This is a genomic window from Geodermatophilus sp. SYSU D01176 (assembly GCF_054050015.1).
This window is the reverse complement of record NZ_JBJGYN010000007.1, coordinates 13,358-29,653: the sequence shown is the minus strand read 5'-3', so window position 1 is coordinate 29,653 and position 16,296 is coordinate 13,358. Positions and strand designations below refer to the sequence as shown.

The 16,296-nt window shown below is 75.4% G+C and carries 12 protein-coding genes; 3 read left to right on the top strand and 9 right to left on the bottom strand.

Annotated elements, in window-relative coordinates:
• Positions 1–87 precede the first annotated feature (87 nt).
• The 3 genes from lipA to ACI78Z_RS06135 form a co-directional block, all read right to left on the bottom strand.
• Entirely contained in the window at positions 88–1,062 is a 975-nt protein-coding gene (lipA, locus tag ACI78Z_RS06145; protein WP_457035641.1) for a lipoyl synthase, read from the bottom strand.
• A gap of 78 nt (positions 1,063–1,140) precedes the next feature.
• The gene (locus ACI78Z_RS06140) at positions 1,141–3,039 is read right to left on the bottom strand and encodes an EAL domain-containing protein (protein ID WP_457035726.1); all 1,899 of its coding nucleotides are present in this window, start codon (positions 3,037–3,039) and stop codon (positions 1,141–1,143) included.
• The gene (locus ACI78Z_RS06135) at positions 2,925–3,656 is read right to left on the bottom strand and encodes a GGDEF domain-containing protein (RefSeq protein WP_457035640.1); all 732 of its coding nucleotides are present in this window, start codon (positions 3,654–3,656) and stop codon (positions 2,925–2,927) included. The genes ACI78Z_RS06140 and ACI78Z_RS06135 overlap by 115 nt, the downstream gene beginning before the upstream one ends.
• 394 nt (positions 3,657–4,050) lie before the next feature.
• On the opposite strand from ACI78Z_RS06135, the gene leuS reads away from it, so the two are divergent.
• Positions 4,051–6,966 (top strand): leucine--tRNA ligase, encoded by a 2,916-nt coding sequence (leuS, locus tag ACI78Z_RS06130; protein ID WP_457035639.1) that lies wholly within the window; start codon positions 4,051–4,053, stop codon positions 6,964–6,966.
• A 57-nt stretch (positions 6,967–7,023) separates the two neighbouring features.
• Here the strand turns inward: leuS and lipB are convergent, their stop codons facing one another.
• From lipB to ACI78Z_RS06115, 3 genes are read right to left on the bottom strand one after another with little or no spacing between them, the layout of a single operon-like run.
• Positions 7,024–7,665 carry a lipoyl(octanoyl) transferase LipB gene (lipB, locus tag ACI78Z_RS06125; RefSeq protein WP_457035638.1) on the bottom strand — a complete coding sequence of 214 codons (642 nt, stop codon included), beginning with the start codon at positions 7,663–7,665 and terminating at the stop codon, positions 7,024–7,026.
• A 22-nt stretch (positions 7,666–7,687) separates the two neighbouring features.
• Complete coding sequence (locus ACI78Z_RS06120; RefSeq protein WP_457035637.1) at positions 7,688–8,422, bottom strand: Type 1 glutamine amidotransferase-like domain-containing protein; 735 nt, start codon at positions 8,420–8,422, stop codon at positions 7,688–7,690.
• A gap of 3 nt (positions 8,423–8,425) precedes the next feature.
• Positions 8,426–9,670 carry an FAD-dependent oxidoreductase gene (locus tag ACI78Z_RS06115; protein ID WP_457035636.1) on the bottom strand — a complete coding sequence of 415 codons (1,245 nt, stop codon included), beginning with the start codon at positions 9,668–9,670 and terminating at the stop codon, positions 8,426–8,428.
• Between the two features lie 159 nt (positions 9,671–9,829).
• On the opposite strand from ACI78Z_RS06115, the gene ACI78Z_RS06110 reads away from it, so the two are divergent.
• Positions 9,830–10,042: a hypothetical protein gene (locus ACI78Z_RS06110; protein ID WP_457035635.1), complete on the top strand. Its 213-nt coding sequence runs from the start codon at positions 9,830–9,832 to the stop codon at positions 10,040–10,042.
• A gap of 267 nt (positions 10,043–10,309) precedes the next feature.
• The gene (locus ACI78Z_RS06105) at positions 10,310–11,950 is read left to right on the top strand and encodes a protein kinase domain-containing protein (protein ID WP_457035634.1); all 1,641 of its coding nucleotides are present in this window, start codon (positions 10,310–10,312) and stop codon (positions 11,948–11,950) included.
• Between the two features lie 7 nt (positions 11,951–11,957).
• Here the strand turns inward: ACI78Z_RS06105 and ACI78Z_RS06100 are convergent, their stop codons facing one another.
• From ACI78Z_RS06100 to lpdA, 3 genes are all read right to left on the bottom strand, one after another.
• Entirely contained in the window at positions 11,958–12,866 is a 909-nt protein-coding gene (locus tag ACI78Z_RS06100) for a TIGR01777 family oxidoreductase (protein ID WP_457035633.1), read from the bottom strand.
• A gap of 73 nt (positions 12,867–12,939) precedes the next feature.
• Positions 12,940–14,829: a 2-oxoglutarate dehydrogenase, E2 component, dihydrolipoamide succinyltransferase gene (gene sucB, locus ACI78Z_RS06095; RefSeq protein ID WP_457035632.1), complete on the bottom strand. Its 1,890-nt coding sequence runs from the start codon at positions 14,827–14,829 to the stop codon at positions 12,940–12,942.
• 48 nt (positions 14,830–14,877) lie between these two features.
• On the bottom strand, positions 14,878–16,257 hold the full coding sequence (gene lpdA / locus ACI78Z_RS06090; protein WP_457035631.1) for a dihydrolipoyl dehydrogenase: 1,380 nt from the start codon (positions 16,255–16,257) through the stop codon (positions 14,878–14,880).
• Positions 16,258–16,296 lie beyond the last annotated feature (39 nt).

The window sequence follows — 16,296 nt, the reverse complement described above, 5'->3', positions numbered from 1 at the left end:
CCCTCCTGCCCCCCAACGCTCGCAAGCTCGCGTCGGGACCCTGCAGGAGGGCCGCCGCCCGGCCCCGGCGGACCGGCCGCGACGTCCTCAGATCGAGCGGGTCAACCCGCGCGCCTCGACCGCCTGCTGGTACAGCCGGCCGGCCCGGTACGAGCTGCGCACCAGCGGCCCGGCGAGCACGCCGGGGAAGCCGATCTCCTCCGCGGTCTGCTGGAAGCCGACGAACTCGTCGGGCTTGACCCAGCGGACGACGGGGTGGTGCCGCGGCGACGGGCGCAGGTACTGGGTGATCGTCAGCAGGTCGCAGCCGGCGTCGTGCAGCGCGCGCATCGTCTCGACGACCTCGTCGGGCTCCTCGCCCATGCCGAGGATGAGGTTGGACTTGGTGACCAGCCCGGCCTCGCGGGCCGCGGTGAGAACCGCCAGCGACCGCTCGAACCGGAAGCCGGGGCGGATGCGCTTGAAGATGCGCGGCACGGTCTCGACGTTGTGCGCGAGCACCTCGGGCCGGGAGGAGAAGACCTCGGCGAGCTGGGCCGGGTCGGCGTTGAAGTCGGGGATGAGCAGCTCGACGCCGCAGCCGGGGAGGGCGGCGTGGATCTGGCGGACGGTCTCGGCGTAGAGCCACGCGCCGCCGTCGGGCAGGTCGTCGCGGGCCACGCCGGTGACGGTGGCGTACTTCAGCCCCATGGTGGCGACGCTCTCGGCGACCCGGCGCGGCTCGTCGGCGTCGAACTCCGCGGGCTTGCCGGTGTCGATCTGGCAGAAGTCGCAGCGCCGGGTGCACTGGTCGCCGCCGATGAGGAAGGTGGCCTCGCGGTCCTCCCAGCACTCGTAGATGTTGGGGCAGCCGGCCTCCTCGCAGACGGTGTGCAGCCCCTCCCGGCGGACCAGCGACTTCAGCTCGGTGTACTCCGGACCGGTCTTGAGCCGGGTCTTGATCCACTCCGGCTTGCGTTCGATCGGGACCTGGCTGTTGCGGACCTCGAGGCGCAGCAGCTTCCGGCCGGACGGCGTCAGGGGGGTGTCGGTGGAGGGGGTCGGGGCCACCGTCTCGCTCATGATCGACCACGGTACCCCCGCAGACGGCAACGCCCGCCTCGGCGGAGGCGGGCGTTGCTGCTGAGGGGCGGTGTGGGGTCAGGTCGCCGGGTTGCGCGGGTCCTCGGAGTCGGAGCCGATCCCGCCGGAGGCGGTCTGCGGCTGGTCGTCCGGGGCGGCGGTGGCGGTGTCCAGCGCCGGGTCCTCGGTGCCGCCGGTCGCGGTGCCCGGGACGTCGGGCGCGGCAGCGTCGGCGGGGTGCGACTGCTGGGCCCACGAGCCGGCGTCGGTGTCGGGCGGGGTGGCGTCGCCCGCCGTGGTCTGGGCGGTCGAGACGGTCTTGCCGGAGTTGCTCGGGGAGCTGGGCACGGGGTCCTCTCGGTAGCTCGGCACGGGCCCGTCGCCGGTGGGGGCGGGGGTCCACAGGTCGTCGGAGCCGCTGCGGCGGCGCAGCACCACCGCCACGGCGGCGGCGATGCCGAGGACGGCGAGCAGCCACGGCCAGCGCCGCGGCGAGGGCTCGTTCCCGACCTTCCGCGTGACCGCCTTACCCGCTCTGGCGGCCTTCTTCTCCAGTTCCCGGCGCTTCTTGGCCGCCGCCTTCTCCAGCTCGGCGCGCTTCTTCGCGGCCTTGGCGGTGGTGGCGGCGAGCTCCAGGCGGCGCAGCTCGAGCTCGTCGCGGGCGCTGAGCAGCCCGGAGGCGAGCGACTCGCGGGTGCTCTCCAGCACCGGCGTGACCGCCTCGCGAGCGGCGACCACCCGGGGGGCGGCGTAGGCGAGCGTGGCGGCCTGGGCGGCGGTGAGCCGTGGCACGAGATCGGTCTCCAGCGCCTTCTGCGCCGCGTCGCGGGCGGCCTCGATGCGAGGCGCGAGGTCGGCGGCGGCCTTGGCGGCCGCGGCCTGGGCCGCGGTCACCGCGGCGGCCAGGTGCGGCGTCGCGGCCTCGCGCGCGGCCTCGACGCGGGGGCCGAGCGCCTCGAGGGTGGCCTCGACGCGCGGGCCGACCGCGTCACGGGCGGCCTCCACCCGCGGGGCGATCGCGTCGAGTGCGGCCTCGACGGCGGGCGCGGCGACGGCCACCGCGGCGGCGACCTTGGGCGCCACCGCGCCCTTCGCGGCGTCCAGGGCCGGGCCGCTCGCCTCCCGGGCGGCCTCCACGCGCGGCGCCAACTGCTCCGTCGCCGCCTTCCGGGCCTCCGCGACCGCCGTCCCGATGTGGACGAGGCCCTCCTGCAGTTCCTCGCCGATGATCTGGCCGTGCGTCTTCTTGCGGAACACGGGATGCACCTCCGGTTGATCGTGTCGGCGGCCATCCTGCCCGCTCGCTCCGGACGGCACACCCCGGATGGATCTCCCGGTCGGCGCCCACAGCCGGGTACCGGAGGCGTTACAGCGGCTGTAGCGACGCAGGTGCGCGCAGCCAGTCGAGGAACGCCTCCACCGGTATCGGGCGGGCCACCGCGAACCCCTCTGCGCGGTGTCGCACCCCAGCGCGGTGAGCGCGGCGGCGGTCTCGGCGCCCTCCACGCCCTCGGCGGTGAGCGTCAGGCCCAGGTCGTGGGCGAGGGTCACGGTGTGCCGGACGATCGCCGTGGCCCGCGGGTCGCGGCCGACGTCCTGGGTCAGGCTCCGGTCGAGCTCGAGCTCGAGCTCGTCGGCCGGCAGGGTGCGGAGGTGGGCGAGCGAGCTGTAGCCGGTGCCGTAGTCGTCGATCGACGTCCGGACGCCGGTCCGGCGCAGCTCGCCGAGCACCGAGCGTCCCCGCTCGGGGTCGGAGACGAGGGTGTCCTCGACCAGCTCGAGGGTGAGCGCCGCGGCCGGGAGGCCGTGGCGGGCCAGGGCGGCGGCGACCGCGGCCGGCAGGTCGAGGTCGGTGATGAGGTTCACCGACACCGGGACGCCGTGCTCGCGCCACCACCGGGCCGCGGCGTCCAGCGCCAGCTCCGGGACGGCGCCGCCCAGCGACCGCAGCAGCCCGGCCTGCTCGGCGGCGGGCAGCAGGTCGGCGGGGGAGAGCAGGCCGCCGGTCGGGTGGTGTCAGCGGACCAGGGCCCCGGCGCCGACGACGCGGCCGTCGGCGAGGTCGACCTGCGGCTGCAGGTGGACGGCGAGCTGGCCGCCCTCGTCCAGCGCCGTCCGCAGCTCCTCCATGGTGTGCAGCCGGTCACCGGTGCCGGCGTGCGGGTCGGGGACGTACGCACGCCCTCCCGGCCCGCCTCGGCGGCGTACATGGCGACGTCGGCGCAGCGGAGCAGTTCCTCCACCGTCGCCGCGGGGACGGGGGCGGTGGCGACGCCGATGCTCACCCCCACGTGCAGCCGGATCCCGCCGGGCGAGAACGGCTGCGCCAGCAGGTCCCGGATGCGCTCGGCCTGCTCCTGGGCCGCATCGAGGCCGGCGTCGGGCAGCAGGACGGCGAACTCGTCGCCGCCGAGCCGGGCCAGGGTGTCCGAGGCGCGCAGCGCCCCGCGCAGCCGGGGGCCGACCTGGCGCAGCAGCGTGTCCCCGGCGGCGTGCCCGAGGCTGTCGTTGACCTCCTTGAAGCCGTCGAGGTCCAGCAGCAGCAGCGCGGCGGGCCGCCGGGCGGAGGCGGTGGCCAGCACCTGCTGCGCCACCCCCGTACACGGCGTTGCAGAGGACCAGGTCGTGGGCGACCGCCCAGGAGTCCCCGTCCGGACGGCCCCACACACCGGTGGCGAGCAGGGCCAGCGCCCCCAGGGTCAGGCCGAGGACGGCTCGGGACGGCGCGGAGGCCCGGCCGGTCGGTCGAACACCACCGTTCTCGGCCGAGGGGGTCCGGTCCTCCACCCGGGGCGGTGCGGGGTGCCGGTGCGGGTGAGCCGGGACCGGAGGGCCGCGCGCGGTAGCATCGACGGCGTGACCAGGCGGCTCCTCCTCGCGCGGCCGTGCTGACCTGAGATCCCCCGTCAGCACGGCGACCCCTCCTGCGTGAGGGGTCTTTTGCTGTCCGCCGCCGGTACGAGCACCCCGATGACCAGGAGCACGACGATGAGTCAGACGGCCGACCAGCCGAGCGCCGACCAGGCGGTGGGGGACGTCCCGCCGCACCGCTACACCCCGGCCCTGGCGCAGCAGATCGAGCTCGCCTGGCAGGACCGTTGGGAGGCCGAGGGGACGTTCCACACCCCGAACCCCACCGGCCGGCTGTCCGAGGGCTTCGAGCGGGTCGCCGACCGGCCCAAGTACTTCGTGATGGACATGTTCCCGTACCCCTCAGGCGCCGGCCTGCACGTCGGCCACCCGCTGGGCTACCTGGGCACCGACGTCACCAGCCGGTTCCGCCGGATGGACGGCGCCAACGTGCTGCACCCGATGGGCTACGACGCCTTCGGGCTGCCCGCGGAGCAGTACGCCGTCCAGACCGGGCAGCACCCGCGGATCACCACCGAGGCCAACATCACGGCCATCCGGGCCCAGCTGCGCCGGCTGGGCGTCGACCACGACGACCGCCGCAGCTTCGCCACGATCGACCCGGGCTACTACCGGTGGACCCAGTGGATCTTCCTGCAGGTCTTCGGGTCCTGGTTCGACGAGTCCGCCGGGAAGGCCCGGCCGATCGAGCAGCTGGTGGCCGAGCTGGACGCCGGCATCCGCGAGCCCGCCCCCGGCACCAACCCGTCCGGCCGCCCGTGGGCCGAGCTCGACGAGGTCGAGAAGCGCAAGGTCGTCGACCGCCACCGGCTGGCCTACCTGCACGAGGCGCCGGTGAACTGGTGCCCGGGGCTGGGCACCGTGCTGTCCAACGAGGAGGTCACGCCGGACGGCCGCTCCGAGCGCGGCAACTTCCCGGTGTTCCGGCGCCCGCTCACGCAGTGGATGATGCGGATCACCGCCTACGCCGACCGGCTGCTGGACGACCTGGACCGGCTGGACTGGCCGGACTCGCTGAAGCTGATGCAGCGCAACTGGATCGGCCGCTCCACCGGCGCGCGGATCCGCTTCTCCGTCGGGGCGGCGGGGCGGGCGGACGACGCAGCCGCGGAGACGATCGAGGTCTTCACCACCCGGCCCGACACCCTGTTCGGCGCCACCTACATGGTGCTGGCGCCGGAGCACCCGCTGGTCGAGTCCCTGACCGCCGCCGCGTGGCCCGCGGACACCGACCCCAGCTGGACCGGCGGCGCGGCCACCCCGGGCGAGGCGGTCTCCGCCTACCGGCGCGAGGCGTCCCGCCGCTCGGAGCTGGAGCGCCAGACCGAGGGCCGGGACAAGACGGGCGTCTGGACGGGCGCGACCGCGGTCAACCCGGTCAACGGCCGCGAGCTGCCGGTGTTCGTCGCCGACTACGTGCTGATGGGCTACGGCACCGGCGCGATCATGGCCGTGCCCGGCGAGGACGTCCGCGACTTCGAGTTCGCCGAGAAGTTCGGGCTGCCGGTGATCCGGACCGTGCAGCCGCCGGAGGGCTTCGAGGGCGGCGCGTACACCGGCGCCGGCCCGATGATCAACTCGGCGAACGACGAGATCTCGCTGGACGGCCTGGACAAGGCCACCGCGATCGCGACCATCACCGACTGGCTGGTCGCCAACGGCCACGGCGAGGCGACCACCACCTACAAGCTGCGCGACTGGCTGTTCAGCCGGCAGCGCTACTGGGGCGAGCCGTTCCCGGTCGTCTACGACGAGAACGACCTGCCGGTCGCCGTCCCGACGTCGATGCTGCCGGTGCTGCTGCCCGAGGTGGACGACTACTCGCCGAAGACCTTCGCCGACGACGACGCGGACTCCTCGCCCGAGCCGCCGCTCTCGCGCGCGACAGAGTGGACGACGGTCGAGCTGGACCTGGGCGACGGCCCGAGGAAGTACCGCCGCGAGACCAACACGATGCCCAACTGGGCCGGGTCCTGCTGGTACTACCTGCGCTACCTGGACCCCGGCGACGACACCCGGATGGTCGACCCGGAGCTGGAGCGCTACTGGCTGGGCCCGCGCGAGCCCGGGGACGTCGGCGGTGTCGACCTGTACGTCGGCGGGGTCGAGCACGCCGTCCTGCACCTGCTGTACGCGCGCTTCTGGCACAAGGTGCTGTTCGACCTGGGCCACGTCTCCAGCGAGGAGCCGTTCCGCCGGCTGGTCAACCAGGGCTACATCTCGGCCTACGCCTACACCGACGAGCGGGGCTTCTACGTGCCCGCCGCCGAGGTGGTGGAGGAGGACGGCCGGTTCTTCCACGAGGGCAAGCCGGTCAACCGCGAGTACGGGAAGATCGGCAAGAGCCTGAAGAACATGGTCACCCCCGACGAGATGATCGGGGCGTATGGCGCGGACACCTTCCGGGTGTACGAGATGTCCACCGGGCCGCTGGACCAGTCCCGGCCGTGGGAGACCAAGGCCGTCGTCGGCTCGCAGCGGCTGCTGCAGCGGATCTGGCGGGTCGTGGTCGACGAGCGGACCGGCGCGGTCCGGGCCGCCGACGTCGAACCGTCGGAGGAGACCCTGCGGGCGCTGCACCGGACCATCGCCGGGGTGCGGGACGGGTTCTCGACCCTGCGGTTCAACATCGCGATCGCCCGGATCACCGAGCTGACCAACCACCTGACGTCGGCGTACGGCGCGGACTCCCCGGTGCCGCGGTCGGTGGCCGAGCCGCTGGTCCTGATGGTGGCGCCGCTGGCCCCGCACATCGCCGAGGAGCTGTGGTCGCGGCTGGGCCACGGGTCGTCGCTGGCCTGGGCGCCGTTCCCGGAGGCCGACGAGCGCTGGCTGGTCGAGGACACCGTGCAGGTCGCCGTCCAGGTCAACGGCAAGGTGCGGGCGCAGGTGACGGTGCCGGCGGACGCCGACGCCGCCGCGCTGGAGGCCGCGGCCCGGGCGGACGAGAAGGTGGCCGCGCACCTGGACGGCAGGACCGTGCGCCGCGTCGTCGCCGTTCCTGGCCGGCTGGTCAACTTCGTCGTCGGCTGAGGCCCCCTTCCGGGCGTGCCCTGAGCCTGCGAAGGGCTCGGGGAAGGGGGTCCTTTCTCAGGCGGGGACGGCGGCGGTGAGCACCTCGCGCACCGCCCGCTCGACCGGGTCGATGACCTCGGCGACGGTCACGTCGCGGCCGATTTCGGTCGTGAGCGAGGTGGCGCCGGCGTCCACGATCCCGCAGGGGATCATGTTGCCGAACGCCGACATGTCCGGGTCGCAGTTGAGCGCGAACCCGTGCATGGTCACGCCCCTGGCCACGCGGACCCCGATGGCGGCGACCTTGCGGTCCGGGCCGCGGTGGTCGGCGCGCACCCACACGCCGCTGCGGCCCTCGACCCGCTCGGTGGGCAGGCCGAGAGCGTCGCAGACGTCGATGAGTGCCGCCTCCAGGCGCCGCACGTGGGCGACGACGTCGACCGGGTCGGCCAGCCGGACGATCGGGTAGCCGACCAGTTGGCCGGGGCCGTGCCAGGTGATCTTGCCACCGCGGTCGACGTCGATGACCGGGGTGCCGTCGAAGGGGCGCTCGTGCGGCTCGGTGCGCTTGCCCGCGGTGTAGACCGGCGGGTGCTCCAGCAGCAACAGCGTGTCGGGGCCCTCACCGGCGACCCGGGCCGCGTGCAGCTCGCGCTGCATCGCCCACGCCTCGTCGTAGGGAACCGTGCCCGCCCGGACGACCTGCAGCTCGCTCACGGGGCCCAGCCTATGCCCGCGCTCAGCGCAGCCGGCGGGGCTCGATGCGGGTCTCGACCGCCGTGCCGTCGGGGCCCCTCTCCACCCGGTAGGCGGCCTTGTCCGGCCGGTCGGCGACCGCCTCCACCAGCTCGGTGCCCCGGTACACCAGCCCCACGCCGTCGTCGGTGGCGTGGCCGCCGGGCAGCGTGCCCTCGGTGACCAGCTGGTGGTACAGCGGCCGGCGCTGCTCCTCGGAGTCGTAGTGCACCCCGTTGGAGGTGGGGATCAGCCCCAGACCGTCGGTGACGGGGCGCAGCTCGGGGCCGTAGGAGTCGGTGGTGCCGCCGACGTGCCAGCACAGGGAGCCGGCGGACACCCCGCCCAGGACGACGCCGGCCTCCCACACCTCCCGGAACACCTGGTCGAGCCCGTGCACCCGCCACACCGCGAGCAGGTTCGCGACGCTGCCGCCGCCGACCCAGACGACGTCCTGGGCCAGCAGGTGCGCGCGCAGGTCGGGCACGGTGGGCATCGGGAACAGGCTCAGGTGGCTGACCTGCACGCCGCTGCCGGCGAAGGCCCCGTACACGCCGGCCACCCGCACCGGGTCGTCGCCGGTGGCCGTGCCGAGGTAGCACAGCCGCGGCTGCTCGGGTGCCCCCGCGAGCTCGAACGCGAGGTCGAAGACCGGGCCCGGCGCCCAGTCGTAGGGACCTCGGCGCCGGGAGTCGAACCCGATGCTGGTGGCCAGGACGGTCGGTGCTGTGGCGGGCACGGTTCAGGCAGCTCCTCGCTGGGCGGGCGCCAGCGCGCGCAGGACGGCGCGGGCCGCCCGCGCCCCGCTGGCCATGGCGCCCTGGATGGACGGGGTGTCGCGGTGGTCGCCGGCCACGTACAGCCCGCCGCCCAGCTCCACCGGCTGCCGGAGGTGGAGCGGCGGGAGGGCGGCCGGCTGTGCCCGTGGCACGGTGACCGAGGTGAGGTGTTCCAGGTCGCCGGGCCCGATGCCGTGCAGGGTGGCGACCTCCCCCCGCACGTCGGACTCCCGGGTGGGCGCGAGGCTGGAGCTCGCGACCAGCGCCCGGCCGTCGGGGCTGTAGGCGGGCTGGGCGTCGGTGAGCACCACGCTGTTGACCAGCCGTCCGCCGGGCGCGCCGAGGACCAGCAGCGGGTCCCCGGTCGGTGAGGCCGGCAGCACGTGCAGGTGCGTGGTCACCTGCCGGGGCGCGGACGCCGTCAGCCCCGGCACCAGCGCCGATGCCGTGGCGGGGTCGGTGGCGACCACGACCGCGTCCGCGCGGGTGCGCCCGGCGTCGGTGGTCACCGCGTCCCCGGCGACGGTGGTGACCCGGACGCCGAGGTGCACGCGGCCGTCGCCCACCCGGCCGACCAGTTGCTCGCCCACCGACTGCATGCCCCGGGCCGGCAGGCCGATGGCCCCGCGGGCGAAGCTGCGCCACAGCAGGTCCAGGTACCGGCTCGAGGTCTCCAGCCGGTCCTCCAGCAGCACTCCGGCGAGGAAGGGGCGGAAGAAGCGCTCCAGCGCGGTCTCGCCGACGCCTGCCCGGCGCAGCCGATCCTCGGCATCGGTCTCCGGCTCGCCGAGCAGCCGGTCCACCGGCACGTAGCCGGCCCGGGCGGAGTAGGCCGCGACCGCGGCCTTGTGCAGCGGGGAACCGAGCGGCGCGCGGACCGTGTCGAGGGCCGCCGTCGGGCGACGCCGCGGATCGACCACCCGGTGCGGGCGGCCGTCGACCCGCAGCACCGCGCCCGGCCAGAACCACCCGAGGTCGAGGTCCGCCAGGTCGAGGTCGGCGGCGCGCGGGTACCCGGTGTTGAGCACCTGGAAGCCCCGGTCCGCGACGAACCCGTCGACGCGCTCGGTGGCCAGCCGGCCACCGGCGTGCGCGGCCGCCTCCTCCACGTGCACGTCGACGCCCGCGGCGGCCAGCCGGACCGCCGCGGACAGCCCGGCGAGACCGGCCCCGACGACGACGGCCTGGGCGCGGGCGGGCAGCGGCATGCTCCGAACCTAGGTCGCCCGACGCCGGCCCACCCGTCCGGGCCCGGTCCTCATCTCGCTGGGAGTGGTGATCGGCCGTCCACCGTCGCCTGCCGAGGACCCGGGCTCGGCGTGTCCACACCCCCGCCGCCGGACTGGCGAGGGGATGGCGTCCGTCTCGTGTCGCGCCCGGTCAGGACGCCGTGGTGGCAGCAGTCGTGGCTGCTCGTGGTGGTGGTCGTCGCCGGGTCGGTCCTGGTGGTTCGGAACACCTGGACACAGGCCTGGCTGCCGCTCGTCAGCACGGTCCTGACGCTGATCTCCATCGTGGTCGGGTTGGTCTCGTCCCGCCGACGACGGGATGGAGCGGCCGAGCGGCGCCCCGGCGCCTGACCCGTCGGTGGACGCTGCGGAGTCCTGCGGCGCCGACGAGCTGCCGCGGCGCGGCGCCGATGCCGTCGTGCTCGTCGCGCCGGCTGCGGATGCGCTCGGCCCGGACGCGTTCGTCGGCCGCACCGTTGCGGCCGGCGGCCTCCAGCCGGAGCAGCCGGTCGCTGTGACGTCACCACTCCCGGCGGGACGAGGCCCGGAGGGTGGACGGGACCGGTCCCTGTGGACAACGCCGGCGGGGATGCGACCCGGCCCCCTACGGTGCCCGCCATGCCGTCGTCCCCGTCCGCGCCCGTCGTCCCCGGCTACCGGCTGGAGGAGCTGCTCGGACGCGGCGGGTCCGGCGAGGTGTGGCGCGCGGTGCCCCGGTCCGGCGGCCCGCCGGTGGCGGTGAAACTGCTGGTGGCCGGGGACGCCGAGCGGCAGGCACGCGAGGCGGCGCTGCTGGGCGAGCTCGAGCACCCGCACCTGGTCCGCCTGCACGAGGTCGTGCACGAGCCGCGCCGGGGTGGGCAGCCGCGCGTGGCGCTCGTCCTGGACCTGCCGGCCGGCGGCAGCCTGGCTGCGCTGCTGGCCCGGCGGGGCAGGCTGCGCCCCGGTGAGGTGGTCACCACCCTCGCCCCCGTGGCCGCGGCGCTGGCGGACGCGCACGAGCGCGGGGTGGTGCACGGCGACCTCTCCCCGGGCAACGTCGTCTTCACCGCGGAGGGCCGCCCGGTGCTCACCGACCTCGGCGTGGCGCGGGTGCTGGGGGAGGAGGCCGCCGGCGAGGTGACGCCGGCCTACGTCGACCCCACGGTCGCCCGTGGTGGCCCGCCCGGCCCGGCCTCGGACGTCTTCGGCGTCGCCGCCGCGGCCTTCCACGCGCTGACCGGGGTGGCGCCGTGGAACGCCGCGACGCCGGCGGACACGCTCCGGGTCGCCGCGGACGGCGTGCTGCCCGACCTGGCCGAGCTCGCACCCGACGCCCCGCCGGACCTGCTCGCCGTGATCGCCCGCGGGCTGGCCCCTGATCCGCACCACCGCGGGTCGGCCGCCGCCTTCGCGCTGGACCTGCGGCACGCCTGCCGCCCGGAGCCGGTGCGGCTGCCGCGGGCCGGGGTGCCCGACGAGGAGCTCGGCCGCACCGGACGCGGCCCGCGCACGGAGCTGACCCACCAGCTCCCCGGTCGGCACCGGCGGGATCCGGAGCAGGCGCCGCCGGACCGCTCCGGACTGCGGGCCCGGCTGGTCCCGTCGGGCCGGCTGCTCCGGAGAGCGGGGGCGCTGCTGGGGGCGGCCGCCGTGGTGGCTCTCGGGGTGTGGCTCGGCGGCTGGTGGGGGAGCGCCCCGTCCGCGCCGGCGCAGGAGCCTGCCGCGTCGGCCGACCGCGTGGCCGGGGCACCGGACGGGCCGGGGCCAGCAGCGCCGAGGTCGTCCGGCACCCCGCAGCCGACGATGCCATCGCCGACGCCGACGCCGACGCCGACGCCGTCACCGCCGGCCCCCGAGCCGACGGCCGCCGCCGTGCTGGAGGAGGACTGGCCGGCCCGCCTCGCCGAGCTCTACGCACGCCGGGCCGAGGCCCTCTCCACCGGCTCCGTCGCGCTGCTGGAGGAGGTGTACGCGCCGGGCAGTACCCTCCTCGCCGCCGACCGCGCCACCGTTGCCGACCTGACCACCGCCGGCCGAGCGCTCCGGGGGTTCGCGCCCGAGGTGGTCAGCGCAGCGGTGCTCGACGGCTCGGCAGCCGAGGGCCGGGTGACCCTGCGGGTGGTCGACCGCTGGCCGCCCTATGCCGTGGTCCCGGCCGCGGACGTCGGTGGGCCGGCGCTGCGGTCGCTGCTGGGCCGCGGCGAGGCGGGGGTGCGGATGACGCTGGAGGCGGGTGCTGAAGGGTGGCGGATCGCGTCGGCCGAGCGGGTGACCTGAGCCGGGCTCAGCCGCGCCGGAGGGCCGCCCGGAACGCGGCGTCGAGGTCGGGGTGGGTCCAGCGGAAGCCGGCCCGCTGGAGCGCGGCAGGGAGTGCCCGTTGCCCGGCCAGCACGCTGGACCGGCCGAACTCCCCGAGCGCCAGCGACAGGACCGGCCCGGGCACCGGCAGGACGGCCGGCCGGTGCACCGTGGCCGCCAGACGCCGGGCGAACTCGGCGTTGGTCACGGGATCCGGGCCGGTCAGGTTCACCGGGCCGGAGACGTCGGCAGTCAGCAGGAAGCGGATCGCGTCCACCTCGTCGTCCAGGCTGATCCAGGGCCAGTACTGCCGTCCCGAGCCCATCCGGCCGCCCAGCCCGGCCCGGAAGACCAGGCCGAGGATGCGCATCAGCATCGCGTCGCGGCCGACCACCAGGCCGGTGCGCAGGTGCACCACGCGCACGCCGGCGTCCTCGGCGGGGCGGGTGGCGGCCTCCCAGTCGACGCAGAGCCGGGCCAGGAAGTCGCTGCCGGGCGGTGCGTCCTCCTCCACCGGCCGGTCGCCGGTGTCGCCGTAGTAGCCGACGGCCGAGGCCGAGAGCAGCACGCGGCGGCGTCCCGGATCCGCCGCGGCCGCAGCCGCCAGCGCCCCGCTCACCGTCCCGGTGCTGTCCAGCCGGCTGGAGCGCAGCTGCTGCTTGTAGCCGGCGGTGAACGGTCGCGGCCGGATGGGCGTGCCGGCCAGGTTGACCACGGCGTCGACGTCGGCCAGCAGCGCCGGGTCGACCCGCCGGTGGTGCGGGTCCCAGCGGTGCTCGTCCGCTGTCCTCGGCGTCCGGCGCACCAGCCGCAGTACCTCGTGCCCGTCGGACCGCAGGGCGGCCACCAGGCGCGTCCCGATCAGTCCGGAGGAGCCGGTGACCGCGACCTTCATCTGTCTCCTCCAGGCAGGGCGGGACGCCATCGGGGCCCCGGCGTCCATGCCGGGGCCCCGATCGGATGTGGGTTCAGGAGAGGCCGAGCTCCCCGTGGAACTGACCGGCCTCCAGCCGCTCCTTCACCGTGCCCAGGAAGCGGGCCGCGTCGGCGCCGTCGACGATCCGGTGGTCGTAGGTCAGCGCCAGGTAGACCATCGACCGGACCGCGATGACCTCGCCGAGGCCGGGGTCCTGGACGACGACCGGGCGCTTGACCACGGTGCCGACGCCGAGGATCGCCACCTGCGGCTGGTTGATGATCGGCGTGTCGAACAGCGCCCCGCGGCTGCCGGTGTTGGTCAGCGTGAAGGTGCCGCCGCCGAGCTCGTCCGGGGTGACCTTGTTGGTGCGGGTCCGCTCGGCCAGGTCGGCGATCTTGCGGGCCAGCCCGCCGATGCTCAGGTCGCCGGCGTCCCGGATGACCGGCACGAGCAGGCCGCGCTCGGTGTCGACCGCGACGCCCAGGTTCTCGGCGTCGTGGTAGGTCACCGTGCCGGCCTCGAGGTCGATCGAGGAGTTCACGGCCGGGTGGGCCTTGAGCGCCTCGACCGCGGCCTTGGCGAAGAACGGCAGGAAGGACAGCTTGACGCCCTCGCGGGCCTCGAAGTCCCGCTTGGCACGGTCCCGCAGCCGGGCGATGGCCGTGACGTCGGCCTCGACGACCGTCGTCAGCTGGGCGCTGACCTGCAGCGACTCCACCATCCGCCGCGCGATGACGGTGCGCAGCCGGGAGAGCTTCTCGGTGCGCCCGCGCAGCGAGGTGTCCGGCTGGGCGGCCGGCGAGGGGCTCGGTGCCGGCCGGCCCGTCGCCGCGGCGGCCGGGGCCGGCGCCGGCGCGGCGGCCTTCTCGGCGGCGGCGATGACGTCCTGCTTGCGGATCCGCCCGCCGACGCCGGTACCGGTCACCGAGGACAGGTCCACGCCGCGCTCGGCGGCCAGCCGGCGCACCAGCGGGGTGACGTACTGCCCGCCACCGTCACCGGCGGGCTCCGCGGACGGGGCCTTCGGCGCGGCGGGTGCCTGGGGGGCGACCGCCTGGGCCGGGGAGGGGGCGTCGGTGGGCGACGTGCTGGGCAGCACCCCGCCCGAGCCGTAGTCGGCGCCGGGCTGCTCGGACGCCGGCTGCGCCCGCTGCGGCGTCGGGTCGGCCTGCGGGGTGGGCCGGGTCGCCTGCGCGGGGGGCGCCGGCTCCCTCGGCTCCTGCGCGGACTGCGGCTCCTGCTGCGCCGGGGCGGCCAGCGCCGCGGCGGGCGCACCGCCGCCGGCCGCACCGGAGCCGATGACGGCGAGCTCGGCGCCGACGTCGACGGTCTCGTCCTCGTTGACCGAGATCGACAGCAGGGTGCCCGACACCGGCGCGGGGATCTCGGTGTCCACCTTGTCGGTGGAGACCTCGAGCAGCGGCTCGTCGGCGGTCACCTCGTCGCCGACGGACTTCAGCCAGCGGGTGACGGTGCCCTCGGTGACGCTCTCGCCGAGCGCCGGCATGGTCACCGGCGTCCCCTGGCCGCCACCGCCACCGCCACCGCCACCGGAGCCGCCGTCGGCCGAGGCCGGGGCCGGGGCCGGCTGCGGCTCGTCGGACGGGCCGGGACCGGCGTCCTCGACCTGGTCGACGGGCGTCTGCGGCGTGGTGGACTCGTCCTCGGCGGACGCCGGCCCTCCGGAGGCGCCCCCGTCGCCGTCCCCACCGATGACGGCGAGCTCGGCGCCGACGTCGACGGTCTCGTCCTCCGCGACCAGGATCTTGGTCAGCACACCGGCGGCCGGCGACGGGATCTCGGTGTCGACCTTGTCGGTCGAGACCTCGAGGAGGGGCTCGTCGACCTCGACCTGCTCACCCTCCTGCTTGAGCCATCGGGTGACCGTGCCCTCGGTGACGCTCTCGCCCAGGGCGGGCATGGTGACGGAGGTCGGCATCGGGGCAGGGCTCCTTCTGGCGCAGGGTGGGGTGGAGGGGTGGTGCGGTCAGCCGTGGACGTGCAGCGGCTTGCCGGCGAGTGCGAGGTGGGCCTCACCCAGGGCCTCGCTCTGCGTCGGGTGCGGGTGGATGAGGGCGGCGACGTCGTCGGCCTCGGCCTCCCAGTTGTAGATCAGCTGCGCCTCGGCGATCAGCTCGCCGACCCGGCTGCCGACCATGTGCACGCCGACGACCGGACCGTCGACGGCCTGCACGAGCTTGACCGCGCCCGCGGTCTTGAGGATCTGGCTGCGGCCGTTGCCGCCGAGGTCGTAGGTGAGGGTCTTGACCTCGCCGTAGCGCTCCTTGGCCTGGGCCTCGGTGAGGCCGACCGAGGCGACCTCGGGCTCGGAGTAGGTGATCCGCGGGACGCCGGCGTAGTCGATCGGCGCGGGCTCGAGGCCGGCCAGCCGCTCGGCGACGAAGATGCCCTCGGCGAAGCCGACGTGGGCCAGCTGCAGGGTCGGGATCAGGTCCCCGACGGCGGAGATGGTGGGCACGTTGGTGCGGAGGTACTCGTCGACGAGCACGTAGCCGCGCTCGATGGCGACGCCGGCCTCCTCGTAGCCCAGGCCCTGGCTGACCGGGCCGCGGCCCACGGCCACGAGCAGCAGCTCGGCCTCGAACTCCTTGCCGTTCTCCAGCGACACCTTGACGCCGTTCTCGGTGTTCTGCACGCCCGAGAAGCGGCTCCCGAGCTCGAAGCCGATCTTGCGGCGGCGGAAGGCGCGCTCCAGGAGCTTGGAGGAGGCCTCGTCCTCGAGCGGGACCAGGTGCGGCAGGGCCTCGATGATGGTGACGTCGACGCCGAAGGACTTCCAGGCGCTGGCGAACTCGCAGCCGATGACACCGCCGCCGAGGATGATCGCCGAGGCCGGTACCCGGTCCATGTCCAGCGCGTGGTCGCTGGTGATGACCCGGGTGCCGTCGATCTCGAGGCCGGGCAGGGAGCGGGCGTAGGAGCCGGTCGCCAGCAGCACGTGCTTGCCCTCGTAGCGCTGCCCACCGACCTCGACCGCGGTGGGGGAGACCAGTCGGCCCTCGCCCTCCACGTACTGGATCTTGCGGCTCTTGATCAGCCCCTGCAGGCCCTTGTAGAGCCGGGAGACGACGCCGTCCTTGTAGCCGTTGACGCCGTCCATGTCGATGCCGGCCAGCGACGTCTTGACACCGAACTGCTCACCCTCGCGGGCCATGTCGGCGACCTCGCCGGCGTGCAGCAGGGCCTTGGTGGGGATGCAGCCACGGTGCAGGCAGGTGCCGCCGACCTTGTCCTTCTCGACGAGGACGACGGACATGCCGAGTTCGGCGGCCCGCAGCGCGGCGGCGTAGCCACCCGAGCCACCACCGAGGATGACCAGGTCGGCGGGGGAGGTGGGTGAGCTCACGAGGTCTCCTCGAATGCCGGGGTCCCGTCCCGTCCACAC